The organism is Nitratireductor arenosus (assembly GCF_009742725.1).
In the GTDB taxonomy this organism is placed as follows: domain Bacteria; phylum Pseudomonadota; class Alphaproteobacteria; order Rhizobiales; family Rhizobiaceae; genus Mangrovimarina; species Mangrovimarina arenosa.
Genome location: NZ_WPHG01000003.1, coordinates 277,319 through 303,884, shown reverse-complemented (window position 1 = coordinate 303,884; position 26,566 = coordinate 277,319). Strand labels below are relative to the sequence as shown.

Below are 26,566 nucleotides of genomic sequence, written 5' to 3'. Positions count from 1 at the left end.
TTGATTTGCAAGGCTTGTTACGGGTCCGTTTCATTCAACCCCGAAATGTCGCACGAGGCAAGCCGGTCAAGCCGGATAGCGCGCCGCCAACAGGCTTTCAAGCGCGCGGATCGCCTGCGCCTCGCCTCCGGCCAGGCCATGCGGCCGATCGGTCGGGCTCCAGGCGAAGATATCGAAATGCGCCCATGTGGCAGCGCGTTCGACAAACCGCTTCAAGAAAAGCGCGGCGGTGATCGAGCCGGCGAAGCCGTCCGTGGTGATGTTGTTGACGTCGGCGACCTTGGAGGAAAGACCGGCATCGTAAGGCGCCCACAGCGGCATGCGCCACACCGGATCGCAGACGCGTCCGGCCTCGGCGGCCAGCGCGGCGGCAAAGGCGTCGTCGTCGGTGTAAAACGGCGGCAGGTCGGGGCCGAGCGCCACACGCGCCGCCCCCGTCAGGGTCGCCATGTCGATCAGCAGTTGCGGTTCCTCCTCGTCGGCCAGCGCCAGCGCGTCGGCGAGCACCAGGCGGCCCTCGGCATCGGTGTTGCCGATCTCCACGGTCGGTCCCTTGCGGCTTTTCAGCACGTCGCCTGGACGGAAGGCGTCGCCGGAAATCGCATTCTCGACCGCCGGCACCAGCACGCGCAGGCGCAGCTTCAGGCCCGCCGCCATGATCATCGAAGCGAGGCCGAGCACATTGGCCGCGCCGCCCATGTCTTTTTTCATCAGGCGCATGCCGCTTGCCGGCTTGATGTCGAGCCCGCCGGTGTCGAAACAGACGCCTTTGCCGACCAGGGTGACGCACGGCGCATCCTTAGGGCCCCAGCGCAGATCGATCAGGCGCGGCGCCTGGGCAGCCGCGCGACCGACGGCGTGGATCATCGGAAAATTCTGCTCAAGCAGCGCTTCGCCAACGACCACCGAAACGTCGGCACCGTGCCGCGCGGCGAGATCGCGCACGGCCCGCTCGAGCGCATCGGGGCCGAGATCGTTGGTCGGCGTGTTGACCAGATCGCGGGCCATGAACACGCCGGCGACGATGCGGTTGAGACGCTCGACATCGACACCGTCCGGCGCCACGAAGCGCAGCGTGTCGCCCTGTTTCTTGCCGTATCGGGTGAAGCGGTAGCCGCCAAGCAGAACGCCCAGGGTAGCGTTATTCGGCTCGTCCGGCGGGCCGGCGAAAAACCAGTCGCCGCCCGGCAAATGACGCGCCAGCCGTCCGGTGGCGAGCGGCGAAAACCCCTCCCGTGTCGTTGCGCATCCCAAAAGCGCGCCAGCCAGATGGCCGGTCTGGTCCGGGTAGCACAGCAGCTCGCCGGCCTTGCCGGAAAATCCGTTCGCCAGGGCCCAGTCGCGCGCGGCCGCGTCGAGCCCGGCCGTTTCGAACCCGGCCTTGGTGACGAGATGGATTGGCCGGGCGGAGGCCGGTTTTTCGGCGATCAGTTCGACGGGCATCGGGCGGTTATCCTTGCGGGAGGCTGGCTTCCTTAACCAACCGTTAGGGTTAACGGAATATTTCTGCCTCCAGATGGCCGCATCATCAAACCTGTGACGCGGCGAAGCGGAGACGAGCGCATGTTGACCAATCGCGACGCGAACGCAACCGGAAGACGCTGGCGTCATGCCGCCCTCGCCGTTGCGTTGGCCGCAAGCGTCGCGGGCTGTGCCAATTCACGCATGACGACCGGCTCGATCGACCGCGGCAGTTCACGCCCGGTGGCGCAGATGTCCTCCCAGGAACTACAGCAGGCCGCGATTTCGCTGGGACACGCCTTCACCAAGGCACCGACCGATAAGGGCGTCGCGATACGCTACGCCAATGTGCTGCAGATGACCGGCAAGTCCGACCAATCGCTGGCGGTCATGCGCAAGCTGGCGATCGCGCACCCCAAGGACCGCTCGGTGCTTGCCGCCTATGGCAAGGCGCTCGCGGCGGCCGGCGAGTTCGAAACCGCGCTTGACGCAATCCGCCGCGCGCAGACGCCGGAATATCCGGACTGGAAGCTGTTTTCGGCCGAGGCTGCGATCCTCGACCAGCTCGGCAATTCGGCGGAAGCGCGAAGCCTCTACCGCAAGGCGCTGGATCTCAAGCCCGACGAACCGTCGATCCTGTCCAATCTTGGCATGTCCTATGTGCTGGAAGGCGACCTGAGAACGGCCGAAACCTATCTGCGGAAGGCCGCAGTCGCACCGGGCGCCGACAGCCGGGTACGGCAGAACCTGGCGCTCGTCGTCGGCCTGCAAGGTCGGTTCGACGAGGCCGAAAAGCTGGCGCGCCAGGAACTGGCACCGAACCAGGCCGAAGCAAACGTCGCCTATCTGCGCTCGATGCTCGCCCAGCAAAACGCCTGGAGCGAGATCAAGAAGGAAGACAAGAAGGCGGCCAACTAGAGCCCTCAACCCGGCATTGTCCGTTTGACTGCTGGCCACCGGCGGTCCGGTCGGCAGCGCGTGTACCTCTTGTCGCCGGTCCGCATCTTTTGGGCCGCGACCAACCCCGAAAAAAATGAACCTTTTCGCCCCTCCCCGCGACCAAGTTAACGCAAAGCTTGTTCGCAATCTAAAAGGAAGGGACGAAAGATGTTCGCAAAACTGGTCTCCATTTTCCTCGCAGCCACCCTCGCGGCCGGCATCACCGTCACAATAGCCGGGCCGGCGGCGGCACGGGACGGCGCCAATCTCAACCGCGAATCCGGCATCCAGCGGATGGGCCGGGACTTGAAGACGGCCGGCACGCCGGCACGCACCCGCGCCAAGATCATTTCCTCGGTCGGTCTCGCGGTCGGCACGGCGGTTGGCGAGGTTTCCACCACGGTGGTGACCTGTATCGCCAGGTGCTTCGGCGTCGACAACGGCTATCGGCCGGGCGACATGGCGAAACAGTCCTGGAAGGGCTTCAAGAAAATGTGGGGGATCAAGGACAGCCCCGCCAAGCCGCCCAAGCCGGTCCGGGCTCGCCCGAACTATCGCGAGGGCCCGGTTCTTCGGCGCACGAATCGCGGCATGGGAACCCATATGGGCTATATCGCGGTCGACCGCTGACCCAACCCAGTCCGTTACGCGAAACGCCCCGCGCGACGTTCGCCGGGGCGTTTTCATTCGTGGACGGCGGCGCGGATCCGGCGGATCAAGGCGGGGAACGCCTATGATTTTAATATCGCCCGTCAAACCGCAATCGCCCGATCTTGGTCTTTGGCGCGCCTCACCGGCCTCGCACGGCTCACGGTGCCTGCACCGCATCGCCACGCGCTCCCAGCCAAACCTCAAAATCCCGGCAGTCAAACGATTCCAGTTAAAGATAAACGGCTCTACCGCTCGCTTGACGATTGTTTCTTTTCGCCGAAGACGCCCTGCTCGGAGAACTGCATGATGGCCGGGCCGAGGATCACGGCGAACAGGACCGGAAGAAAGAACAAGATCATCGGCACGGTAAGCTTCGGCGGCAGCGCGGCTGCCTTCTTTTCGGCCGCGTTCATGCGCATCTCGCGGCTTTCCTGGGCCAGAACCCTGAGCGCATGGGCAACGGGGGTGCCATAACGTTCAGCCTGGATCAGGGCCTGGCTGACGCTCTTGACCGCGTCGAGGCCAGTGCGGCTGGCGAGATTCTCGTAGGCCTGGCGGCGCTCCTGCAGGAACGACAGCTCGGCATTGGTGAGGACAAACTCCTCGGCGAGCTCGACCGACTGCGTGCCGATCTCCTCGGCCACACGCCGGAATGCCGCCTCGATCGACATGCCCGATTCCACGCAGATCAGCATCAGGTCGAGTGCGTCGGGCCAGGCTTTCTGAATGGATTGCTTGCGCTTCGTGGCACGGTTGTTGACATAGATGATCGGCGCGTAAAAGCCGGCATAGGCCGTGGCGATGACGACGAAGATCTTGACCAGCATCGGCTGGTCGGCCATGCCGCCGAGCACGAAGATATACAAGCCGCCGAGTATCAGCCCGACCATGGGCAGCACCAAGCGGAAGAACAGGAAGCGCGTCAGCGGATTTTCGCCACGGAAGCCGGCCATGCGCAATTTCGACAGGGTGGCCTGATCGACCAGGGCCCGCTTCAGGTCGAGCCGTTCGACAATGTCGCGCATGCCGCGCGAGTGTTCCTCGCGCAGCCCCTTGCGGCGGCGATCCGCCTCAGCGGCAAGTCGCGCGCGTTGCTTGGCCCGCAATTCGTCGCGCTCCAGCGCGACCGTCTTCATGCGTGTCTTGAGCTCGTTTCCGCCCAGGGCCGGCATGGCCGTGAACACCGTCGCGAAGACGGCGACCGCGACCAGCAGCCCGACGAGGAAGGCCGGTTCGAATATCGCGTTGACAATCTGGTCGGTCATGTGTCGGCCTTTCGAAATACGCCGTCTTCAGATGTCGAAATTCATCATCTTCTTCATCACGAAGATCCCCACCGACATCCATAACACCGACACGCCAAGCACCATGTGTCCGGTGGGGGTGGTGAAAAGCGGCATAATGTAGTTCGGGCTGGTCAGGTAGACGAGAAACGCCACGATGAACGGCAGCGCGCCGATGATGACGGCCGAAGCCTTTGCCTCCATCGACAGAGCCGATACCTTCGCGCGCATCCGCTTGCGGTCGCGCAGAACCCGCGAGAGATTTCCCAAAGCCTCGGACAGGTTGCCGCCGGCCTGGCTCTGAATCTGAATGACGATACCGAAAAAGCCGGCCTCCGGGCACGGCATGGTTTCAGCCATGCGCAGTGTTGCCTCGGGAAGCGAAAGACCAAGTTGCTGGGCTTCGACGACGCGACGGAACTCGCCGCGCACCGGCTCCTGCGCCTCGCTCGCGATCAGCCTGACGCCGTCATTGATCGGCAGGCCGGACTTCACCGAACGCACGATGATGTCGAGCGCGTTGGGCAGTTCCTCCAGGAAGGCCTTGACCCTGCGCGTGCGCAAATAGGCCAGTCCCCAGCGCGGCACGCCAAAGACCCCGGCAAGCAGCGCTCCGGGAACCGCCCAAAGCGGCGCCCCGGCGAAAAACGCCACGATCGCGAAGAACAGGCCGCAACAGACGGAGATGATGTAGAACCGCTGCACCGGCATGTTGAGGCCGGCCTGCTTGATCTGTCCCTTCAGCGGCGGCTTGCGCGTCCGGGTATCCTTCACCCGTTGCTTCTCGTCCAGATCCTTGAGCGAGTCCTGGACCGATTTGCGCCGCTTGGCCGCTTCTGCCATGCGGTCGCGCGAGGCCTTGACCACGTTGCGGTCGGTCTCGGCCTTCTTGATCGTTTCCAGGCGCCGCCCGGCCTTGCGCTCGTTGGAGATGGTGTTGAACATGAAGGCGTAGGCGACCGCGCCGGCGCTGAGGCCGGCGAGCAGAATGACCGCCAGAAGGGTCGTATCAAGTCCGAACATCGACCTATTCCCCTGCCGCGATCATGTCAGCCGACCTGCTTTTCCATCGCTTCGAGCGCGTTGGCCAGCCGTGCCTCCTCGCCGTAATAGCGGGCGCGGTCCCAGAAATTCGGCCGGCCGACGCCGGTCGATGCGTGATTGCCGATGATGCGCCCGTTCTGGTCTTCGCCACTGATGTTGTAAAGGACCAGGTCCTGCGTCACGATCACGTCGCCCTCCATGCCGATCACCTCGGTGATGTGGGTGATCCGGCGCGAGCCGTCGCGCAGGCGGGCGGCCTGGATAATGACATCCACGGACCCGACGACGATCTCGCGCACCGTGCGCTGGGGCAGCGAAAAGCCGCCCATGGCGATCATCGATTCGATACGGTTGAGGCACTCGCGCGGCGAGTTGGAGTGGATGGTTCCCATGGAGCCATCATGGCCGGTATTCATGGCCTGCAGCAGATCGAAGACTTCAGGTCCGCGCACCTCGCCGACGATGATGCGTTCGGGACGCATGCGCAGACAGTTTTTGACCAGTTCGCGCATGGTGACTTCGCCCTCTCCCTCCAGATTGGGCGGACGCGTCTCCAGGCGCACGACATGCGGCTGCTGCAGTTGAAGCTCGGCCGAATCCTCACAGGTGATGATGCGCTCGTCGCGGTCGATATAGTTGGTCAGGCAGTTGAGCAGGGTCGTCTTGCCCGAGCCGGTGCCGCCGGAAATGATGACGTTGCAGCGCACCCGGCCGATGATCTTCAGGACATCGGCGCCCTCCTGCGAGATCGCGCCGAACTTCACCAACTGATCAAGCGTCAGCTTGTCCTTTTTGAACTTGCGGATGGTCAGCGCAGTTCCGTCGATCGCGAGCGGCGGCGCGATGACGTTGACACGCGAGCCGTCGGGCAGGCGCGCGTCGCAGATGGGACTCGATTCGTCCACGCGCCGGCCGACCTGGCTGACGATGCGCTGGCAGATGTTGAGTAGCTGCTGGTTGTCGCGAAAGCGGACCTTGGTCTGTTCGACCTTGCCCTCGACCTCGATATAGACGTGCTTGGCACCGTTGACCATGATGTCGGCGATTTCATCACGCGCAAGCAGGGGCTCGAGCGGACCGTAGCCCAGCACGTCATTGCAAATATCCTCGAGCAGCTCTTCCTGCTCGGATATCGACATCGCGAAATTCTTGATCGCGATGATATCATTGACGATATCGCGGATTTCCTCGCGCGCCGTCTCGGGCTCGAGCTTGGCAAGCTGCGACAGGTCGATCGTGTCAATGAGCGCGGAAAAAACCTGGCTCTTGGTGTCGTAGTAGTTTTCGGTGTGCTCGCGCTCCTGACGCGGAGCGGCCTTGGGCGGCGGCGGCGGCTCGGCGGCGCGCCGCGGCGCCGGTGCCTGCGACGCGGCCGCAGGGCGGTCGGCGTCGTCAGGCGCCGCCGGCGACGGCGCAACCGGCCGGCTGACCGGCTCTTCCCTCAACGGACCTTCGCTACCACGTCTTCCAAACATGTCCCACGCACCAGTTTCGCAATTTCGCGGCTACTTCCGCGTCTTCAGCTTGGCGAGCATTCCGGCCAGGCCAGACTTGGATTTGGTCTTTATTTCGCTTCGGCCGGTCAGCACATGCGCGATCTCGGAGATCGATTTCACGATCGCGTGCTGCGCGTCCATCTCGCCGAGCATCCGGCCATTGTTGGCTGCGTTGCCGAAAAGCTGGGCCTCGAACGGAATCGTCACCAGCGGCGTGAGGTCGAGCGGTTCGGCGAAGTCCTCTGCCGAGATCTCCGGACGCTTGGGTACCCCAGCCTGATTGATGATGAGATAAGGCGATTTGTCGTTCGGCCGCAGCTTCTTGAGCGTGTCGACTAGGTTCTTGGTGTTGCGCAGATTGGCCAGTTCAGGCGATGCCGTGATGACGATTTCGTCGGCCTGGATCAGCGTCTTGCGAGTCCAACCGTTCCACACATGCGGGACGTCCAGGATCAGCAGCGGCGCGCTGCGCTGCGCGATGTCGATAACCTGGGCGAATGCATCCGTATCGAAATCATAGGCTCGGTCGAGCGTGGACGGCGCGGCCAGCAGCGACAGGTGCTCCGAACATTGGGCGAGCAGACGGTCGAGATAGACCTCGTCGATACGCTCGGGGGAAAACACGGCCTCCGCCATGCCCTGGGCGGGGTCCTGGTCAAAATTGATGTTCGCCGTGCCGAAAGGCAGATCGAGATCGGCCACCACGACTTCGGAACTGAAGGTCGTCGACATCATCCAGCCGACATTGTGGGCAATGGTCGAGGATCCGACACCGCCCTTGGCGCCGACAAAAGCGATCGACTTGCCGAGCGGCTCGGCGTCGGGATCGACGAAGATCTGGGAAATGATCGCGACGACGTCGGCCAGCGAAACCGGCGCGACGACATATTCCGACACGCCGGCGCGGACCAGTTCGCGGTACAGCCAGACATCGTTGTAGTGGCCAATGATGATGACCTTGGTCGTGGGGTCGCACACATCGGCCAGCCGCTGCAGCGATTCCAGCAATTCCTTCGGTTCGTTGCGCGATTCCAAAATGATCAGATTCGGCGTCGGCGCGGCGCCGTAATATTCCAACGCGGCCTCGAGCCCCCCCATATGAACCTTGAGGTGGGCCTTGGCCATGCGCCGGTCGTCGCCGGCGCGCTCGATGGGTTTGGCCACGCTCTCGGTCTCGCAGAAAGCCTGGATCGAGATCCGCGGAATCGGACGCAGGGCATTGAGCTGCGCCATTTCGCCGTCCGTCACCGTCGCTTCCAGCTCGCTTTCGCTGTCATAAGCCAGATTGTTCATCGTCCTCGCCTCGCTTCCGGCTCGTCAGTACTGGGTGACCGGTGCCCATTCGGTTTCGCGGCTCTGATAGTCGTCGATCGCGACACCACGGTTGGCGGCGTCGATTTCCGTCGAGGCCCGCGGTCCAAGAAGGTCCGACGGGTTGGCCAGCTGAGCGGCCAGATTGTTCTGATAGGCGCATCCGAAATTCGCGTAATGCTTGTTCTCGCGCGTCTTGAGCACATCGTCGGGCCAGCGGCCGCATTGGCCGACATGCGCCTTCATACGGCCATGGACGAGACGGATCGGCGCCGTCCGATCGGGCGCGCCCGCATCATACGGTACGGTAACGATGCTGCCGGCTGGAATGCCCTTGCGCTGCATATAGCCGGCGATCTCGTAAGCGGCCGAGCTGGCCGAGGCCGCGTTGGCGGAATTGGCCGGAACCATGATGCTAATCACGGCGCCCGCGCCGCGATCGTAATTGGCGACATAGCCGTCGACGGCCACACGATGAACCCGCGTCATGCCATACTCCGATAGGCCGACGGGAAGATCGAGCACCTCGTCCTGTTCGGACACGATGATGGGATGGTTGGTCCGGTAATCGTCCGGCACCGAACCGACGGTGATCGAATCGCGCTTGGCGCAGCCCGCCAGCAGCGCGGCGGCGGCAATAGCGACGAGGATGGTGGCGGAGCGCCGCGACGGGCGTGCGGCATGGGGCAGACAGGGGAGTGCTCTACGCATCGTGCCGTTCCTCGCGGTCATTTGTAGATGTAGCCGACCACACCGTGGTAGCGGCCTTTCGGCTTGTTGGTCTTCATGGTGCCGTAGACGCGGTTGACGCGGCCCAGAAACATGCCGGCGCCGTCGCTCGCGGCGTTGAAATTGTCATCCGGCCGGGCGAGCTGCTGGCGCGCCACGGGGCGGGCGAGATAAGGGGTGACGATGATCACAAGCTCGGATTCGTTGCGCACGAAATCGCGGCTGCGGAACAGCGTGCCCAATACCGGCAGCTTCGACAGGCCGGGCAGTCCGGACGTCGCCTGGCGGATATCATCGCGCACCAGGCCGGCGATCATCATCGAGCCGCCCGAGGGCAGTTCGACGGTCGTGTCGGCGAGACGCTTGCGGATCGACAAGAGATTGGTGGCGGTCCTGCGGCCACCGGTACCGAGCGGGACCGACCCTTCCGTCGTCGGCTCGGAAACCGAGGTGCGGACCTTCAGGCTGATGCGGCCGGGCGAAAGTACGACCGGAAGGAATTCCAGCCCGATCCCGTATTCCAGCTTCTCGATGTCATAGGAGATGCCGCCGGTCTCCGAATCGACCTCCTGGCCCACGACCAGATTGAACTCGCCGCCGACCTGGAAAACGGCCTTTTCGCCCGAGATCGCCGTCAGCGTCGGCTCGGCGAGCGTCTTCATCACGCCCGCCTGCTCCATGGCGTTGAGATAGGCGTCGAGGGTGCTCGCGCCGAACGCCGAGCCGAGGCTGAGCTGCGAACCGGTCATATGCTTGCCCAGGCCGGAGATGTTCTCGCCGATCGCGCCCCAGGAAATACCGTTCGAGCTGCCCGAGCCCATGATATTGACGCCGAGCTGCTTCATGACCACGCGACTGACCTCGGCGACCGTCACCTTCAGCGTGACCTGGTCTTCGCCGATGATCTTCAGCAGATTGACGATCTGGCTGACGCGCCGCTCGGCGTCGGGATTGTTGATATCCACGCCGCCACCATCGGTCGGCGCGGCCGCGGTTTGCGCATATTGGCCTGTCGTTGCCTCACCGCCGGTCACGAAGATCTGGGCCAACCGAGCCGCGCGCGACGCATCGAGCGGCGTCTCCACCGTTCCCGTCAGGACGACGTTGTCGTTCAGCAGTTCGACTGTGATGTCGGAGTTCGGGATGAAACGTTCCAGATAGTCCTCAAGCCCGGCCACGTCGCGCTCGATCGCCAGGTCCAGGCTCGCGATCTGTTCGCCATTAGCGCCGAAAACATAGATGTTGGTTTCACCGACCTGCTTGCCGAACAGATAGATGCGGCGCGCGGTGCGGGTCACGGCGTCGGCCACGGTCGGATTGGCCACCAGAATGTCGTAAGCATCCTGCGGCAGATCGATGACGACCGACTTGTTGAGACCCAGCTTGACGCGTTGGCTCGTCGAACTGGTCGAGCGTACCTTGACTTGGCCGGCGAACGCCTCGCCCGATCCGAAACCGGGCGCCGCGGGCAAGCCGATCGCCGCCATCGCGATCAGGCACGCCGCGATCCCCGTGGCAATCGGAGCCTTGCGATCTGTTCTTGGCAGCTTGCGAATATGCGACGTCATTTGCGCGCTCCAACTTCAGAGACTTCGCCCGATTTGATCAGCCGAACGGTGCCGCGCCGGCCATTGCCGGAGACCAGATAATCGGCCTCACTCGTCGGTTTTTCCTGGGCATCCTTGATCGAACGCAACGCCAGCGTCAGCCTGTCGGCGAGCTGCTGGGCCACGGTGATGATTTCGGCCTGCTGGGCCGTCAATTCGAGAGTCGCCGTCTCGCCGACCTTCACCTTGCGGCCTTCCTCATCCTCGGTGATCGTCTGGTCGATCGCCAGAACACGAATGTTCTTCAGGATCGTTTCGGTGACGAAGCCCTGCGTGCCGCCGCTTTCGGCGCGCCGCGTCATGATCACGTCGACATAGTCGTTGGGCAGGATAAAACCGCCAGCCGAGGTGTCGGCCGAAATCTGGGTGGCGATCGCGCGCTTGCCCGATGGCAAGATCGCGGACATGAAGCTTTGACCGGCGCCGATCAGCTTCGAGCGCCGCACGGGTTCGCCGGCATACATCGGCAGGCGGGCGATCGCCCCCTTCAGGGTCTCCTGGGCGTCGCCTTCGGCCTCACGCGTGATGAAACCGTCGCTGACCGCTTCGGACGGCCAGTCCTGCCAGCGCATCTGGCTTTCCAGCGGCTGACCAACCGGCAGATCCTCCGAAAGCACCAGCACCTCGGTCATGCGGATCGCCGGTTCGCGCGGACCCGCATCGGCAACCACGACCGGCGCCGGCGCCGTCGCCAAATTCTTCGCGATATAACCGGCAACGCCAGCCGCAACGACGGCGACACCAAGAATGATCAAGCGTGAAGTGTTCATCGACCCGCACCTTTACCCGGCGATTTACGTTCACCGGAGGCGACAATGCGGGAGCAATCGTCAAATTAGGGTTAATGCAATGCTTACGATCGTACTTAATTCAAGGTTTACGGATCACGCGGCCGGCGACCTAAAACCGGGCCAGCGCCCAGATCATCAAGGGCGAGTGCACGTAGGCAGCCAAACCGCCGAGGCCGAGCGCGATAGCGTAGGGAATGCCGGCACTACGGTCAGCAAAATTGCGCAGGATCACATTGTTGATCGTAATGTCGGCGAACAGCGAACTGCGATAAAAAACGATCAAGAGAGTGAGCAGGCCACCGAACATGGCCGAAACGGTAAGATAATAAAGCAGGTTCATGTCGAACCCCATCCACAGGGCCGTGGCGGCGAGCAACTTGGCGTCGCCTCCGCCCATGCCGCCGACGGCGAACAGCACGAAGGTGACGGTCAGCACCGCGGCCATGGCCGCGAAATGCATACCGAATTCGGGCCAGGCCATGCCGGTCAGCGGCGCGAGGACGGCAAAGGCCGCGACAAGCAGCACGGGCACACGGTTGGCGATGGTCATCGACAACATGTCGGAAACGGCCGCAAAAGCCATGCAGAACGGAAAGATGACGAAGATCGCCGCTTCAATCATGATCGCCTCGTCTGTCGTTGTTCGGCCAGAATAGAGTCTCGGCGCTTAAGCTTTGGTGAAGCCGGCCTCCGCCAAACGGCAAAAGGGCCACCCGAAGGCGGCCCCTTGCATCTTTCTTTCGGCGCGACCGAAATACCGGTGAGACTACTCGGATTTGTAGTCGAGTTCCTTGGCGATCTCGGTGAACTGGCCGTCGAGCGACTTGCCGAGGGCACCAGCGCCGGCCATGATGGCCACGGCGATAAGGGCGGCGATCAGACCGTATTCGATAGCGGTCGCGCCGGATTCGTCTTTCACGAAACGTGCAAAAAGCTTAGACATTCGAGAGCTCCTACTCCACGTGTTACAGCACAGCCCGTCAACATTTCTTTGTGCGTTGATCGGATGGCCAGACACTACGGGGAAGCTGTTTCATTCGGCTTAAGAAACAGTCTTACCGAAACCCTAACCGGCTCAAGTCCTCAGGTTGGTTAAATTTGGAATAAGCGGAATGCGCGTTTTGTATGCTTTGTCTGCCGCTGTTGTGTGGTCCGAAAAGACCATCACCTGAGGCGTCGTGGCGTTGCTCCCGGCCGCGGATGGTGTACCGTCTTTATAATGGGACGCATTCTTACGTTGAGACAGGCACGCATGCCACCAGCCCCGCCCCACCAAAAACCCCGTCACCGCAATCCAGCACATCCGTCCGACCCGGTGCCGAAATTTCGCCGACAAGACGCGACCATGCCGACCACGCCATCCGTCCCGCCCCGTTCACGGTCGGGCTTAACCTAAGATTCACCAATCCGGTTCATCTTTCAGCAAGCACGAGGCGGAGAGACCCATGGCGTCGACATCGAAAATTCCGGCACGACAGGTCCTGATCGGTACGGTGGCGGCCTTGTCGCTGGCCGCCGGGACCGTGCCTGCGCTCGCGGAGGCGGGGATCCGTATCCTGATGAACGAGGCGAAGATCGTGAAGCTGGCCCGGCCGGCCGACACGATCGTGGTAGGCAATCCGCAAATCGCCGATGCCTCGGTCCAGGATGCCACAACCCTGGTGCTGACGGGGCGCGGTTTCGGTGTCACCAATATCGTCGTGCTCGACCTCGACGGCGCTCCGATCGTCGACGAACAGATCTACGTGGCCCGCCAGGACAACAAATCCGTGCGCATCTATCGCCGCGCCGACGTTCAGACGCTGTCGTGCACGCCCTATTGCGAGAGCTCCTACAAGAGCGATGCCGAGCGCCTGTCGGAAAGCGAGATGGGCGCCAGCCAATAGCCCGTCATCCGCATACGCGTCCAAAAGAGAGCGGATCGGACAGGACGGAGATCCCGAACCTGATGCGGGTAAAGCATCGGTAAACGGGGCACGGACAATTTTCCTGGTTGCCAAAACGGGAATTCAACTGCCATGCGCTAGACGTCTTTGCACGACTGCAATTGGGGTTGGCAGGAGTTGGCAATGACAAAGGACATGTCCGCAGGACGGGAAGCCGCGACGGCGAAAGCGCGCAGAGGCCTATTCGGCCGGTTCGCGCGCAACCGCGACGGCGCCGTTGCCATCGAGTTCGTGGCACTCGCGCTGCCGTTCTCAATGCTTGTCTTCGCAATTCTGGAAAGCTGCATTTCGTTTGCCGGCCAGCAGGTCCTGACGACCGCGACCGACAATGTCGCGCGTCAGTTGCGCACCGGCCAGATCAAGGCGGCGGGTCTGAACGAGACTGCCCTCAAGCAGAAAATCTGCGACAAGATCGAGATCATCGTGGCGGCCGGCTGCCCCGGTCTGGAAGTGGATCTGCGCGAATTCGCCACCTTCGAGGAGGCGTCCAAGGTGCGGATCAAGCTGACCTCGGACAAGGATATCGACACCAGCGATTTCGATGTCGATCCCGGCCCCTCGCTGAGCAAGAACATGCTTCGGGTCTTTTACCGCTGGCCGGTCATGACCGACTTCATGCGCAAATCGCTGTCCAACCTGAAGGACGGCAAGACGCTGCATTTCGCCACGGTGACCTGGCAAAACGAGCCGTTCGACGACTGATAGTGCCGAGGCAGCACAAGGTGCGCCGAGCAAGGAAGGAACCGGAGTGATGTTGGGGCGAAACGGACTTTCGTATCGAACGATGTTTTCCAGGGCGGCATGCACCGGCCTGTGGCGCGATCGCCGTGCCGCGGCCGCGCTGGAATTCGCGTTTGTCGTGCCGATCCTGATCGGGCTTTATTTCATGACCATGGAAACGTCGCAGGCGATCGAGGCCAACAAGAAGACCGGCCGCATCGCCTCCATGGTCGCCGATCTCGTCACCCAGCAGCAGCAGATCACCGAATCCGAAATCGACGCGATCATGAAGATAGGGGGGGCGGTGATCCAGCCCTACAACCGCACCTCGCCCTCGATCTACGTCACCGGGATCGAAATCACCGACGAGGACACGCCCAAGGTCAAGGTGGCCTGGTCGCGAAAGATGGTGAGCGGGGCAACGAGCGATTATCTGACCGCCGGGTCGACGACAACCATTCCCAACGAACTCAAGGTCAGGGGCACCTTTCTCATCCGCGGCGAAGCGCAGCTGGACTACAAGCCGGTCCTTACCTGGAACTCCGAAAAGAAGGCCACCATCGGCCTCGCCGCTGCGTTCGACAAGATCAGCATGGGCGAAAAATATTACCTGCGGCCGCGCATGAGCCAGAAGGTCAGCTGTATCGACTGTTAGGGCCTGTGGGCAGTTGTGGATCAGGGCCGGCTCATCGGTGTTCTAAGGGCCGGCCAGCGCCCCCGACGATGGAGCGCCGGGTCGAGAAGGCGCAAAGAGTTCGGTCAGGCGCAGCACGCTTTCATAATCGGAATGGGAGACACGCAGGTACCCGCCCTGGCGTTCTTCCTCCAGCAAATCGTAGACGTCCGGCTGCTGCAGCTTCAGACCTGCCAGAAACCGCGTGATCGCCTGCTTCAGCTCGCCCGGAACGTCGGCGCGGATCGCGTGCGGACCATAACGTATCGGCGCCGAGGTCCATGCGATGTCGAAATCGTCGGCGTCGAGGCCAGCTTCGACAAGACGGTCCACAGTGCCGCCGGTCGCGCCGCCAACACGCTCATACGCCCAGCCGAACAGACCATCGACCTCGCCGTCGGCGAAGCGGCGCTCCGCGTCCGCGGCGGTCTCCACGGCGACACGCTTTTCGCGCGCCGACACATCCTTTCCCGCCTCGGTCTTCGGGGACAGGCGCGGCAGGAAGTCCGAAGCCAGATTACCAGATACGAAGGCGATACGCGGCGGCGCCCCCTGCTTTTCCACGCCCGGCGCGACGACAAGCAGGGAGCGGATGCCGGTGGCGCCGTCGCGCGAAATCGGTGCGACCAGCGGCTCCACGCAGCCGCAGCGTCGCCAGGCCAGCGCATAGGCCAGGGCCGAATAAACCGCGTAATGCACGCGGGCACTGGCCTGCGCATCGATCAGGGCGGCGAAGTCTCGCGCGACGAAGATATCGACCGGAATGCCCAGGGCCTGCGAGAAAGCGCGCTCGATCGCCGACGCGCCAGGCACGGCAGCGCCGGCGCCAGGGCGGGCGAGCATGCCGATCCGCAACGTGCCGACCTCGTCCTTCCAGCCGGCCTGGGCAGGGAGCTGCCCCAATGCGACCGTCGCGACCACGGCCAGTCCCGCCAACGTCGTCCGTTTCATCGCCATCTCCGCTCTGCAGCCGTGATCCGTCCTCTATCGCATGGCGACCTTGCCGTTTGGTTTCCGAATTGCCAATTCGCCGCATCACTTCTAAGTGTCGTTGAAACCAGTGTGTAAGGACGTTCAGCCATGGCGCGTGCCTTTTTGTTCGTGCTCGACTCCTTCGGCATAGGCGGCGCGCCGGATGCCGCCGAATTCGGCGACGATGGCGCCAACACGTTCGTGCATATCGCGCAAGCGGCCGCAAGGGGGGAAGCCGACCGGGCGGGGCTGCGCGAAGGTCCCCTCGACCTTCCCAACATGACGGCCCTCGGCCTTGGCCTTGCCGCCGAGGCGGCGACGCAACCCGACGAGGCGGTGCCCGCCCAGCGCCCGGTGACGGGTTTTTTCGGGGCTGCGCAGGAGGTCTCGAAGGGCAAAGACACGCCTTCGGGTCATTGGGAGATCGCCGGCCTGCCGGTGCCGTTCGAATGGGGCTACTTTCCCGACACACAGCCAACCTTTCCCGACCATCTCGTGGTGGCGATCCTGCGCGAGACCGGCCTGCCGGGAATCCTGGGCAATTGCCATGCCTCGGGCACCGAGATCATCGCGAGACTCGGCGAGGAGCACATCCGGTCCGGCAAGCCGATCTGTTACACCTCGGCGGATTCGGTGTTCCAGATCGCCACCCACGAAACCCATTTCGGCCTCGAGCGGCTTTACGACCTGTGCGCCAGGGTCCGGCGCCTAGTCGATCCGCTCAATATCGGCCGCGTTATCGCGCGTCCTTTCGTCGGCGAGACCGCGGCCGATTTCGTCCGCACCGCCAATCGGCGCGACTATGCGGTTCCGCCGGTCGAGCCAACCCTGCTCGACCGGATCACGGAAGCCGGCGGCCGCGTAATTGGCATCGGCAAGATCGGCGACATCTTCGCCCATCGCGGCGTGAGCGAGGTGCGCAAGGCGGCTGGCAACATGGCGTTGTTCGACGTGGCGCTGGCGGCCATGGACGATGCCGCCGATGGCGATTTGGTGTTCGCGAATTTCGTCGATTTCGACATGCTCTTCGGCCACCGGCGCGATGTCGCCGGCTATGCGGCGGCGCTCGAGGCGTTCGACGCCCGCCTGCCCGAGGCGCTGTCGCGGCTCGTCGACGGCGATCTTTTGATCCTGACGGCCGATCATGGCTGCGATCCGACCTGGCCCGGCACCGATCACACGCGTGAACGTGTGCCCGTGTTCGGAACCGGCCCCGGCCTCGCCCCGGCCCCGCTTGGGGTGCGCACCACTTTTGCCGATATCGGCGAGACGGTCGCCGCGCATCTCGGATTGCCGGCCGGTCAGCACGGCCGTTCCTTCCTGGCGGAGCTCGCCGATGCCTGAGCTTCCCGAAGTCGAGACGGTGCGGCGCGGGCTCGCCCCGGTTATGGAGGGCGCGCGCATCCTGTCGGTCGAACAGCGGCGGCCCGATCTGCGCTTCCCTTTTCCCGCCGACTTCACCGGCCGGCTTGCCGGTCGCCGCGTCGACGGCCTGTCGCGGCGCGCGAAATATCTTCTCGCCCATCTCGATGACGGCCTGACCCTGATCAGCCATCTGGGCATGTCGGGCTCGTGGCGCATCGAGGCGGACGGGCACGACAATGTCCCCGGTCAGTTTCATCATGACCGTTCCAAGAACGCCACGCATGACCATGTGGTCTTCCATCTGGCGCCGAAGGCCGGCGGACGAGCCCGGATCGTGTTCAACGACCCACGCCGTTTCGGCTTCATGGCTTTCGCCGAGTCCGGAGAATTGGCGGCGCATCCGCTGATCGGCAAGCTCGGCGCCGAACCGACCGGAAACATGCTCGACGGCGCTCTGCTCGCCGCCCTGTTTGGCAACCGGCGCGCGCCACTCAAGGCGGCACTGCTCGACCAGCGCCTGATCGCCGGGCTCGGCAATATCTATGTGTGCGAAGCCCTGTGGCGTGCGGGACTGGCTCCCGACCGCGCCGCCGGTTCGATCGTAGCCAAAAGCGGCGGACCGACGACGGCCTGCGACCGGCTCGCCGCGGCGATCCGCGCGGTGATCGCAGACGCCATCGAGGCGGGCGGCTCGTCGTTGCGCGACTATGTTCATGCCGACGGCGCGCTGGGCTATTTCCAGCACCGTTTCGCCGTTTACGACCGCGAAGGCGAGCCGTGCCCCAAGCTGAATTGCGACGGCGTCGTCCTGCGCATCGTGCAGTCGGGCCGATCGACTTTCTATTGCCCCTCGTGCCAGCGCTAGGCTAGGGCTCTGGCCACACGCCCCAATCCAGGAGGAGATACCCGAATGGCCTATGAAACGATCCTGGTCGAAACGCGCGCGCGGGTCGGCCTTATCACCCTCAACCGGCCGAAGGCGCTCAATGCGCTCAACACCACCGTGCTTGCGGACGTGATCGCGGCACTCGACGCCTTCGAGGCGGATGCCGGTATCGGCGCGATCGTGATCACTGGAACGGAAAAGGCGTTCGCGGCCGGGGCCGACATCAAGCAGATGCAGTCGATGGACTATGTCGACGCCTTCATGACCGACTTCTTCGCCGGCTGGGAAGCCCTTAGCAGGATCCGCAAGCCGGTCGTCGCCGCGGTCTCCGGCTACGCGCTTGGCGGCGGGTGCGAGCTGGCCATGATGTGCGATTTCATCATCGCCGCCGAAAACGCCAAGTTCGGCCAGCCGGAGATCACGCTCGGCGTCATGCCCGGCATGGGCGGCTCCCAGCGCCTAACGCGCTTCGTGGGCAAGGCCAAGGCGATGGACATGTGTCTGACCGGACGGATGATGGACGCCGCAGAAGCCGAGCGCTCGGGCCTGGTGTCGCGGGTCGTGCCGACGGGAGACCTGATCGAGGAAGCGTTGGCGGCGGCCGGAAAGATCGCGTCCTTTTCGCTGCCCGCGGTGATGATGGCCAAGGAAGCCGTCAACCGCTCCTACGAGACCACGCTTTCGGAAGGACTGCGCTTCGAACGGCGGGTGTTCCACTCGATGTTCGCGCTTGAGGACCAGACGGAAGGCATGGCGGCTTTCACGGAAAAACGCGCGCCGAACTTCCGCAATCGCTGACAAGGGCGCCAACCCGCCAAAGGGGCGTTGACGTGGAAAAAAAGCTGCACTATAAGCCGCGCCAACAGAGGCGGCCCTGCGGCCGCCCGATTGTTTTCGTGCCTACCGGCTTTGCGGACACGGCACGAACGTCAGGATAACCAGAGAGGCACCATGGCCAATACCACTTCGGCCAAAAAGGCCACGCGCAAGCTCGCGCGCCGGACCGAGATCAACAAGAGCCGCCGCTCGCGCGTGCGCAACTTCGTGCGCAAGGTCGAAGAGGCGCTCGCCGCCGGCGACAAGACGGCCGCCGAAACGGCGCTCAAGGCTGTCCAGCCGGAACTGATGCGCGCGGCGACCAAAGGCGTTTTGCACCGCAATACGGCCTCCCGCAAAGTGTCACGCCTGACACAGCGCGTGAAGGCTCTGTCGGCCTGAAGTTAGCCCCGGGGCGCGATCGCCCCGTTTCGTTGCAGGAACGCCCGGCCGCTCGAGCCGGGCTTTTTTGTTTGACGCCAAGCACTTGTCCGATGCCGGTAAACGCCGCGAAAAAAAATCGCGTCAGTTCCTTTGCCGACATAAGTGGTTTCAGCGCCGAGCCCCCCGAAGGACGCCGCGCCGGATTGTGATCTTTCCACACACAATATATTTTTAAATCAAAGCCTTACCGGAGGTCACGCACAGGTTTTCCACACGTACGGTGGGCCGGCTTTGCGGAAAATGTGTCAAGCGAAAAAAAATAGAATCTTTATGTAGCCGGCCACGAAAGAAACGGCCCGAGAAAAGGGTTTGATTCAAAACGGTTTAGGGACGACGGCCAGCGATTCGCGCACCTCGGCCCATCGCCCCAACCCCTCTACAGATTAAAAAACCCTTACCCACGGCCTTGCCCTTCAGCCGTCACATTTTGTAATGTCCACCCATCGGAAGGGACAAGGCCCTCGGGCCTCATTACCCAGAAAATCCACCGTTTTCGGCGCGGAGAACATTTCCCGCGGACGATAGATTTTTGCCTTTCGTCACGCCACTAGTCCGGCGTGTTTCAGGTCGAGGAGTGACGAGGAACGGACCGGCGTCTTTCGCCGGCTCGGGGAACTTTGCGGCCTTTGTTTAAGCAGATCCTGCGCGCCCGCGCGCCGGAAACGAAGGGGACGGGCTGACCAGATGCGGTCGGTTGTATTCGAGTGAAATGGCGGGCGGTGCGATGCGCCGTCCCGTCGAAACGTGGACGCTTGCGGCCAGTGCCCGCGAGCGACGGGAATGCATATCGTGATGAAAAGGAAAGATGGGATGCAGGGCGGCATAGGAACGGAGGTCAAGGCGGGGCTTCCATTCGTAAGGGCAGGCGGGGATGTTCGTGACATGAAAACCGGGTCGGCCGCTTCCGAAATCTTCGAACGCATCCGGGTGCAGTTGCGTGCGCAGCTCGGCATGGAAGTCTATTCAAGCTGGTTCGGCCGCATGAAGCTGGCGGAGGCGTCCCGGGGGCTTGTCCGCCTTTCCGTTCCCACCGCCTTTCTGCGTTCCTGGATCAACAATCACTATCTCGAGCTCATCACCGAGCTATGGCGGCGCGAGGAGGCCGGGCTGCTGCGCCTGGAGATCGTCGTGCGCACCGCCACGCGCCACACGCGGATCGCCGAGACCGAGACGACCGCGGCCGGCGCGGCGGCGCACGCCACGGGAACGGCACTGGCGAGCGGGACGGTCAGCCAGAAAAGACCGGCCCAGCCGCGCCGTCCTTTGGCCGAAGCCGCCCGAGGCCACAATGTTCTCGGCTCGCCGCTCGACAGCCGTTACACGTTCGAGTCGTTCATCGAGGGTCCGCCAAACCGCGTCGCCTTCGCGGCCGCCCGCACCGTGGCGGAAAACCCGACCGCGTCGCTGCGCTTCAACCCGCTGTTTCTCCATGCCTCCGTCGGCCTCGGCAAGACGCATCTTTTGCAGGCGATCGCGGCCGAGGCGCTGGCGCGCAATCCCCAGTCGCGGGTGGTCTACCTGACCGCGGAATATTTCATGTGGCGGTTCGCGACCGCGATCCGCGACAACAACGCGTTGACGCTGAAGGAACAGTTGCGCGATATTGATCTGCTGATCATCGACGACATGCAATTTTTACAAGGCAAGTCGATCCAGCACGAATTCTGCCATCTGATCAACATGCTGCTCGACAGCGCCAAGCAGGTGGTGGTGGCCGCCGACCGGCCGGCCTCGGAGCTGGAATCGCTCGAGCCGCGCGTGCGTTCGCGGCTGCAGGGCGGCGTATCCCTGGAAATGGCCGCGCCCGACATGGACATGCGCCTACGCATGCTCCAGCAGCGCCTGGAGGCCGCACGCACGGAAGACCAGACGCTAACGATCCCCGAAGAGATCCTCGAACATGTCGCGCGCGCCGTCACCGGCTCCGGGCGCGAGCTCGAAGGGGCCTTCAACCAGTTGCTGTTTCGCCGCTCCTTCGAGCCGCAATTGTCGATCGAGCGTATCGACGAGCTTTTGGGCCACATGTTCCGCCCGGGCGACCCGAAGCGGGTGCGCATCGAGGACATCCAGCGCATCGTGGCGCGCCACTACAATGTGTCGAAGACCGAATTGCTGTCCAACCGACGCACACGCACCATCGTCAAGCCGCGGCAGGTCGCGATGTATCTGTCGAAGGTGATGACGCCGCGCTCGCTGCCGGAAATCGGCCGGCGCTTCGGTGGCCGCGATCACACGACCGTTCTGCATGCGGTCCGCAAGATCGAGCAATTGTCCGGCGACGACAATACGCTGGCCCAGGAACTGGAACTGCTGCGCCGACTGATCAGCGACCAGGCCTGACCGGATTCCAGGGTTGGCCGCCGCCTTTCGGGCGTGCCGCCCCTTTATCCCCGGAGAAAGCGAGCCGGGCGAGCGTTCGGCCGGCGCGCGGGCTTGCCTTCTCCGGGCTTTTCCTGTCATTTTGTTTTGATTCCGGCCCGTTGCGGGCCGTTTCCTTCTGCGCTTCCCGCGAAGCCCGCCCGGTATGAGACCTCGAAGTCATGCGCGTCACACTCGAACGTTCAAACCTCTTGAAGTCGCTCAACCATGTCCATCGCGTGGTCGAGCGCCGCAACACCATTCCGATCCTCTCGAACGTTCTGCTCAAGGCCGACGGGGCGGTGCTGGAGATGAAGGCGACCGACCTCGACATCGAGGTCACCGAGGCGACCGCAGCGCAGGTCGAACAGGCCGGCGCGACAACGGTTCCCGCCCATCTGCTCTACGACATCGTCCGCAAGCTGCCCGACGGCGCCGAAGTCATGTTGAAGACCGACGAGGACGGGCGCTCGATGTCGGTGATCGCCGGGCGTTCCAATTTCCGGCTGCAATGCCTGCCGCAATCCGACTTCCCGGAGCTGTCGGCGGGCTCGTTCTCACACATTTTCCGGATCGAATCCGAGGCGCTCAAGGGCCTGGTCGATAGGACCCAGTTCGCGATCTCGACCGAAGAGACCCGCTATTATCTCAATGGCATCTTCCTGCACACGCTCGAAAACGACGGCGCGCTGGTGCTGCGCGCGGTGGCGACCGACGGACACCGCCTGGCACGCGCCGACATGGAGGCGCCGGCCGGCTCGGAAGGCATGCCCGGTATCATCATTCCGCGCAAGACGGTGAGCGAGCTGCAGAAACTTGTCGACGCGCCCGACGTCAAGGTCGCGGTCGAACTGTCGGAAACCAAGATCCGCTTCACCATCGGCAGCGTCATCCTGACCTCCAAGCTGATCGACGGCACCTTTCCCGACTATCAGCGCGTCATCCCGACCGGCAACGACAAGAAGCTCGTCATCGACCGGCAGAGTTTCGCCGACGCCGTGGACCGCGTGTCCACCATCTCGTCGGAGCGCGGCCGCGCGGTGAAGCTGGCGATTTCGGACGGCCTGGTGACGTTGACCGTCAACAATCCGGACTCCGGCAGCGCGGTCGAGGAAATCGCCGCCGATTACGACGCCGACCCGATCGAGATCGGTTTCAACGCGCGCTACCTGCTCGACGTCGCCGGCCAGTTGACCGGCAGCGAAGCCAAGTTCCTGCTTGCCGATGCGGGCTCGCCGACGCTCATTCACGACATGGCCGACGAGCAGGCGTTGTACGTGCTCATGCCCATGCGGGTGTGACCGAAGCGCGGCCCGCGATCCAGCGACCGTGACGGACAAACCGCCCCAGATCCGAATTGGTAAGCTTACCCTTACCAATTTTCGCAATTACGCCGCCCTCACCGCCCGGTTCGACAACGGCGCGGTGGTGCTGACCGGCGAGAACGGGGCCGGCAAGACCAATCTTCTGGAGGCGATATCGCTGTTCACGCCAGGGCGCGGCCTGCGCCGGGCGACCTATGGCGACATGACCCGCGAGGGCGCGGCCGGGGGGTTCGCGCTCCATGCAAAGCTGGACTGGCCGGACGGACCGGTTGAAATCGGCACCGGCGCCGGCGGCGCGGAAAACGGAGAGGCCGAAGCCGGCAGGCGCGTGCGCATCAACGGTGCGCCGGCGCGATCGGCCGACGCCATGCAGGAATGGTTGCGGGTGATGTGGCTGACGCCCGCCATGGACGGGCTTTTCACCGGCCCGACGGCGGACCGGCGCCGCTTCCTCGACAGGCTCGTACTCACCATCGATCCCGCGCACGGGCGGCGGGCGCTCGCCTATGAAAAGGCGATGCGCGGACGCAACCGGCTTTTTGCCGAGAACGCCCGCGACCGGACCTGGTTCGCCGCGATCGAGGCCCAGATGGCCGAGACCGGGACAGCGATCGCGGCCGCGCGGGCCGAGATGGCGCGGCTTTTGAGCGCCATGATCGAACGTGCACCCGACGGCGACATTTTTCCGCGCGCCGACCTAGCGCTCTCGGGCTTCGTGGAAGAGATGGTGGCAAACCTCCCGGCGATCGAGGTCGAGGAACGGTTTCGCGACCGGCTCGCCGCAGAGCGCGAGCGTGACCGCGCCGCCGGGCGCGCACTCGAGGGGCCGCACCGCGCCGACCTTATGGTCCGTCATCGGCCCAAGAACATGCCGGCGGCGTTGTCGTCGACCGGCGAGCAGAAGGCATTGCTCGTCGGGATCGTGTTGTCGCACGCGCGGCTGACCGGCGAGATGGCCGGTATTGCGCCGGTACTCCTGCTCGACGAGATCGCAGCCCATTTCGACCATCGCCGCCGCGCCGCGCTATTCGACATACTGCACGACCTCAACGGCCAGGTTTTTATGACCGGTACGGAACCGGAGCTGTTTTCGGCGATCGCGGACCGCGCGCAGTTCGTATCGGTTTCGGGTGGAACGCTTACCGCACACACCCCGGTCTGACGGTATCAGACCCCGGTCGCAATCGCGCTCATGTTGGCGTAGCGTTACGGCATCGGCCAGCGTCGCGATGCACGCTGCGGAAACGGCAAACAATACGCTTTGAAAGGCAGAAAGGCATGGACCAAGCCCCGGTACGGCCCCTAAGCGACAGCGAACTCGAGCGCTATGCGCGCCACATCGTCCTGCCGGAGATCGGCGGCGCCGGGCAGCAAAGGCTGAAACGCGCGCGGGTGCTCGTCATCGGCGCCGGCGGGCTCGGCGCGCCGGCGCTCAGCTATCTCGCCGCCGCTGGCGTCGGCACGATCGGCATCGTCGACGACGACATCGTGTCTTTGTCCAACCTGCAACGGCAGATCATCCACCGTACCGACGCGCTCGACAAGGCCAAGGTGGACAGCGCCGCCGACGCGATCGCGTCGATCAACCCCCATGTGGCGGTGGAAAGGCACAGGTTGCGCCTAACCGCCGCCAGCGCAGCGGACCTTGTCGCCCGCTACGACATCGTCACCGACGGGTCCGACAATTTCGAGACGCGCTACGCGATGGCGGACGCCTGCGCGGCGGCGGGCAAACCGCTCGTCACGGGCGCCGTTGGGCGCTTCGACGGTTCGCTGACCGTACTCAAGCCGTATGAGAGGGGCGAGGACGGCGCGCGCCTGCCCTCCTATCGCGATCTCTTCCCCGAACCGCCGCCGGCCGACATGGTGCCGTCCTGCGCGGAGGCCGGCATTGTGGGGGCGCTGACCGGCGTGATCGGCACATTGCAGGCGATGGAGGTGATCAAGCTGGTCACCGGGATCGGCGAGCCGCTGGTCGGCAGACTGCTGTTGTATGACGGGCTCGGCGCCCGGTTCGAGACCATGAAATACGGCCGGAGCCAGGCATGAGCGTGTTGTTGGCGGCCGACGAACGTGCGCTCGCGGCGGGACAGGACGGCAATGCGATGGCGATGCGCATCGTGGCCGAAAGCGCGCGTCTGCTCGGCGCGACCCGGTTGCTGCCGATCGCCTCGGCCCATATTGACGGCGCGCTTTATCACGGAGATTCCGGCACGCTGTTTGCGGAAAAATTCGTTGCCGGCGGTGCGCGGGTCGCGGTGCGGTCGACGCTGAATGTCGGTTCGCTCGATCTTTCCGGCGGCTGCATGGTGCGGTTGAACAAACCGCAACGCGACATGGCACGGCGGATGATGCGCGCCTATGTCGCGCTCGGCTGTGAACCGAGCTGGACCTGCGCGCCCTATCAGGCCGGTCACCGCCCCGCGCGCGGCCAGGACGTCGCCTGGGGCGAATCGAACGCGGTCGTATTCTGCAATTCTGTACTGGGAGCGCGGACCAACCGGTATGGCGACTTCCTCGACATCGCCTGCGCGGTGGCCGGGCGGGCGCCCGATTGCGGCCTGCACCAGCCCGACAACCGCATCGCCCGGATCGTCGTCGACGTGTCGGGACTGCCGGGCCGGTTTTTCGACGACGACACAGCCTGGCCCGTTCTCGGCAGCCTCTACGGCCGGCTGGTCGGCAACGCGGTCGGCGTTGTGGCGGGTGTCGCGGCCAAGCCCGACGAGGACGCGCTCAAGGCCTTCGGCGCCGCGGCCGCTTCGTCCGGGGCGGTCGGGCTGTTTCACATCGCCGGCATCACGCCGGAGGCGCCCGATCTCGCTACCGCGACCGGCGGCCTGATGCCAGACACGCGCATCGTCATCACGCCCGCCATGGTGGCGGACAGCCGCCGGCGGCTTTCGACCGCCGAGCGCGCCGACCGGATCGACGCGGTCGCGATCGGCAGCCCGCATCTGTCGCTGGCCGAATTCGGCCGGCTCGAACGCCATCTTGCCGGGCGCCGGCTGCGCGTACCGCTGTTCGCCTGCACGGGGCGGCACGTTCTGGAGGCACTCGAGCGCGAGCGGCGGCGGGCACCGCTGGAGGCCGCGGGCGTGACGATCGTGGTGGATACCTGCGTCGTGGTCACGCCGATCCTGGCGGAGATAAAGGGGGGTGTTTTGATGACCAATTCCGGGAAATTCGCCCATTACGCGCCGGGCAATACCGGCTATGCAACGCTGTACGGCTCGCTTTCGGACTGCGTGGAAAGCGCCGTCAGCGGACGTCCGGTACTGTCGGAGCCGCTCTGTTGACCGTGTCGGCGAAAGGCGATGTCCTGGTTGCCGGCATGCCCGGCCGCGGCCCCGCGCTCGTCCTGCAGGCACCGATCAGCTTTTGGGGCGGGGTGGATCCGCGCGACGGCAGGATCATCGACGGGCGCCATCCCCAATATGGCGCAGCCGTGGCCATGAAGGTGCTGTTCGTGCCGGCAACGATCGGATCGTCGTCCGCCTCGTCAGTGCTTCTGGAACTTGTCAGGGGCGGCGTCGCACCGGCGGCACTCATCATCGGCGAGCCCGACGCAATCCTGCTTCTGGGCCTGATCGTGGCGCGCGAGATGGGCTGGGAACCGCCAATCGCGGTGCGGCTCGACCCGGAGCATTTTTCCGCGTTCTGCGGTCGCACGGTCGAGGTCGGAAGCGACGGGACGCTCGATATCCTGGAAGGCGGCAGCGGACAATAACGACCCTGCGCACCCGCAA

At 64.1% G+C, this 26,566-nt stretch carries 26 protein-coding genes; 15 read left to right on the top strand and 11 right to left on the bottom strand.

The window, feature by feature from the left end:
• Positions 1-66: 66 nt before the first annotated feature.
• Positions 67-1,443, bottom strand: a complete 1,377-nt coding sequence (locus GN330_RS13490; protein WP_156713215.1) for a leucyl aminopeptidase family protein — start codon at positions 1,441-1,443, stop codon at positions 67-69.
• Between the two features lie 120 nt (positions 1,444-1,563).
• Here GN330_RS13490 and GN330_RS13485 point away from each other — a divergent pair, with 120 nt between their 5' ends.
• Positions 1,564-2,379: a tetratricopeptide repeat protein gene (locus tag GN330_RS13485; RefSeq protein ID WP_156713214.1), complete on the top strand. Its 816-nt coding sequence runs from the start codon at positions 1,564-1,566 to the stop codon at positions 2,377-2,379.
• A 189-nt stretch (positions 2,380-2,568) separates the two neighbouring features.
• A complete protein-coding gene (locus GN330_RS13480; RefSeq protein WP_156713213.1) occupies positions 2,569-3,030 on the top strand; it encodes a hypothetical protein in 462 nt (153 codons plus the stop codon).
• A gap of 266 nt (positions 3,031-3,296) precedes the next feature.
• Here the strand turns inward: GN330_RS13480 and GN330_RS13475 are convergent, their stop codons facing one another.
• From GN330_RS13475 to GN330_RS13435, 9 genes are all read right to left on the bottom strand, one after another.
• A complete protein-coding gene (locus tag GN330_RS13475) occupies positions 3,297-4,316 on the bottom strand; it encodes a type II secretion system F family protein (RefSeq protein ID WP_156713212.1) in 1,020 nt (339 codons plus the stop codon).
• Between the two features lie 27 nt (positions 4,317-4,343).
• A complete protein-coding gene (locus tag GN330_RS13470) occupies positions 4,344-5,357 on the bottom strand; it encodes a type II secretion system F family protein (protein WP_156713211.1) in 1,014 nt (337 codons plus the stop codon).
• Between the two features lie 26 nt (positions 5,358-5,383).
• Complete coding sequence (locus GN330_RS13465; protein ID WP_156713210.1) at positions 5,384-6,853, bottom strand: TadA family conjugal transfer-associated ATPase; 1,470 nt, start codon at positions 6,851-6,853, stop codon at positions 5,384-5,386.
• A gap of 30 nt (positions 6,854-6,883) precedes the next feature.
• Positions 6,884-8,167, bottom strand: a complete 1,284-nt coding sequence (locus GN330_RS13460; protein ID WP_156713209.1) for a CpaE/TadZ family protein — start codon at positions 8,165-8,167, stop codon at positions 6,884-6,886.
• A gap of 24 nt (positions 8,168-8,191) precedes the next feature.
• Positions 8,192-8,896 carry a CpaD family pilus assembly protein gene (locus GN330_RS13455; RefSeq protein ID WP_156713208.1) on the bottom strand — a complete coding sequence of 235 codons (705 nt, stop codon included), beginning with the start codon at positions 8,894-8,896 and terminating at the stop codon, positions 8,192-8,194.
• A 17-nt stretch (positions 8,897-8,913) separates the two neighbouring features.
• Positions 8,914-10,482 (bottom strand): type II and III secretion system protein family protein, encoded by a 1,569-nt coding sequence (locus tag GN330_RS13450; protein ID WP_425487166.1) that lies wholly within the window; start codon positions 10,480-10,482, stop codon positions 8,914-8,916.
• Entirely contained in the window at positions 10,479-11,291 is an 813-nt protein-coding gene (gene cpaB, locus GN330_RS13445; protein WP_156713207.1) for a Flp pilus assembly protein CpaB, read from the bottom strand. Before cpaB ends, GN330_RS13450 begins: the two co-directional genes overlap by 4 nt.
• Positions 11,292-11,421: 130 nt before the next feature.
• Positions 11,422-11,934, bottom strand: a complete 513-nt coding sequence (locus tag GN330_RS13440; RefSeq protein ID WP_156713206.1) for an A24 family peptidase — start codon at positions 11,932-11,934, stop codon at positions 11,422-11,424.
• A gap of 144 nt (positions 11,935-12,078) precedes the next feature.
• Positions 12,079-12,255, bottom strand: a complete 177-nt coding sequence (locus GN330_RS13435) for a Flp family type IVb pilin (RefSeq protein ID WP_156713205.1) — start codon at positions 12,253-12,255, stop codon at positions 12,079-12,081.
• Between the two features lie 502 nt (positions 12,256-12,757).
• Here GN330_RS13435 and GN330_RS13430 point away from each other — a divergent pair.
• From GN330_RS13430 to GN330_RS13420, 3 genes are all read left to right on the top strand, one after another.
• On the top strand, positions 12,758-13,198 hold the full coding sequence (locus GN330_RS13430) for a pilus assembly protein N-terminal domain-containing protein (protein WP_156713204.1): 441 nt from the start codon (positions 12,758-12,760) through the stop codon (positions 13,196-13,198).
• Positions 13,199-13,381: 183 nt separating this feature from the next.
• On the top strand, positions 13,382-13,960 hold the full coding sequence (locus GN330_RS13425) for a TadE/TadG family type IV pilus assembly protein (RefSeq protein ID WP_156713203.1): 579 nt from the start codon (positions 13,382-13,384) through the stop codon (positions 13,958-13,960).
• Positions 13,961-14,009: 49 nt separating this feature from the next.
• On the top strand, positions 14,010-14,633 hold the full coding sequence (locus GN330_RS13420; protein ID WP_246188681.1) for a TadE/TadG family type IV pilus assembly protein: 624 nt from the start codon (positions 14,010-14,012) through the stop codon (positions 14,631-14,633).
• A 42-nt stretch (positions 14,634-14,675) separates the two neighbouring features.
• Here GN330_RS13420 and GN330_RS13415 read toward each other — a convergent pair whose 3' ends face one another.
• Positions 14,676-15,602 carry a phosphate/phosphite/phosphonate ABC transporter substrate-binding protein gene (locus tag GN330_RS13415; RefSeq protein WP_197435156.1) on the bottom strand — a complete coding sequence of 309 codons (927 nt, stop codon included), beginning with the start codon at positions 15,600-15,602 and terminating at the stop codon, positions 14,676-14,678.
• 129 nt (positions 15,603-15,731) lie between these two features.
• On the opposite strand from GN330_RS13415, the gene GN330_RS13410 reads away from it, so the two are divergent.
• The 10 genes from GN330_RS13410 to GN330_RS13365 all read left to right on the top strand — a co-directional run bounded on the left by GN330_RS13410 (position 15,732) and on the right by GN330_RS13365 (position 26,547).
• Positions 15,732-16,967 (top strand): phosphopentomutase, encoded by a 1,236-nt coding sequence (locus tag GN330_RS13410; protein ID WP_156713201.1) that lies wholly within the window; start codon positions 15,732-15,734, stop codon positions 16,965-16,967.
• Complete coding sequence (gene mutM, locus GN330_RS13405) at positions 16,960-17,853, top strand: bifunctional DNA-formamidopyrimidine glycosylase/DNA-(apurinic or apyrimidinic site) lyase (protein WP_156713200.1); 894 nt, start codon at positions 16,960-16,962, stop codon at positions 17,851-17,853. The genes GN330_RS13410 and mutM overlap by 8 nt, the downstream gene beginning before the upstream one ends.
• A 45-nt stretch (positions 17,854-17,898) precedes the next feature.
• Entirely contained in the window at positions 17,899-18,672 is a 774-nt protein-coding gene (locus tag GN330_RS13400; protein ID WP_156713199.1) for an enoyl-CoA hydratase, read from the top strand.
• A 153-nt stretch (positions 18,673-18,825) separates the two neighbouring features.
• Positions 18,826-19,092 carry a 30S ribosomal protein S20 gene (gene rpsT / locus GN330_RS13395; RefSeq protein WP_156713198.1) on the top strand — a complete coding sequence of 89 codons (267 nt, stop codon included), beginning with the start codon at positions 18,826-18,828 and terminating at the stop codon, positions 19,090-19,092.
• Between the two features lie 852 nt (positions 19,093-19,944).
• A complete protein-coding gene (gene dnaA / locus GN330_RS13390; protein WP_156713197.1) occupies positions 19,945-21,474 on the top strand; it encodes a chromosomal replication initiator protein DnaA in 1,530 nt (509 codons plus the stop codon).
• A 200-nt stretch (positions 21,475-21,674) separates the two neighbouring features.
• Positions 21,675-22,793, top strand: a complete 1,119-nt coding sequence (dnaN, locus tag GN330_RS13385; RefSeq protein WP_156713196.1) for a DNA polymerase III subunit beta — start codon at positions 21,675-21,677, stop codon at positions 22,791-22,793.
• Positions 22,794-22,821: 28 nt separating this feature from the next.
• The gene (gene recF, locus GN330_RS13380) at positions 22,822-23,979 is read left to right on the top strand and encodes a DNA replication/repair protein RecF (protein WP_343040652.1); all 1,158 of its coding nucleotides are present in this window, start codon (positions 22,822-22,824) and stop codon (positions 23,977-23,979) included.
• Between the two features lie 116 nt (positions 23,980-24,095).
• Complete coding sequence (locus GN330_RS13375) at positions 24,096-24,866, top strand: molybdopterin-synthase adenylyltransferase MoeB (RefSeq protein ID WP_156713194.1); 771 nt, start codon at positions 24,096-24,098, stop codon at positions 24,864-24,866.
• Positions 24,863-26,116 (top strand): aconitase X, encoded by a 1,254-nt coding sequence (locus GN330_RS13370; protein WP_156713193.1) that lies wholly within the window; start codon positions 24,863-24,865, stop codon positions 26,114-26,116. The genes GN330_RS13375 and GN330_RS13370 overlap by 4 nt, the downstream gene beginning before the upstream one ends.
• Before the next feature lie 2 nt (positions 26,117-26,118).
• Positions 26,119-26,547 (top strand): aconitase X swivel domain-containing protein, encoded by a 429-nt coding sequence (locus GN330_RS13365; protein ID WP_425487173.1) that lies wholly within the window; start codon positions 26,119-26,121, stop codon positions 26,545-26,547.
• The last annotated feature ends 19 nt before the right edge of the window (positions 26,548-26,566 follow it).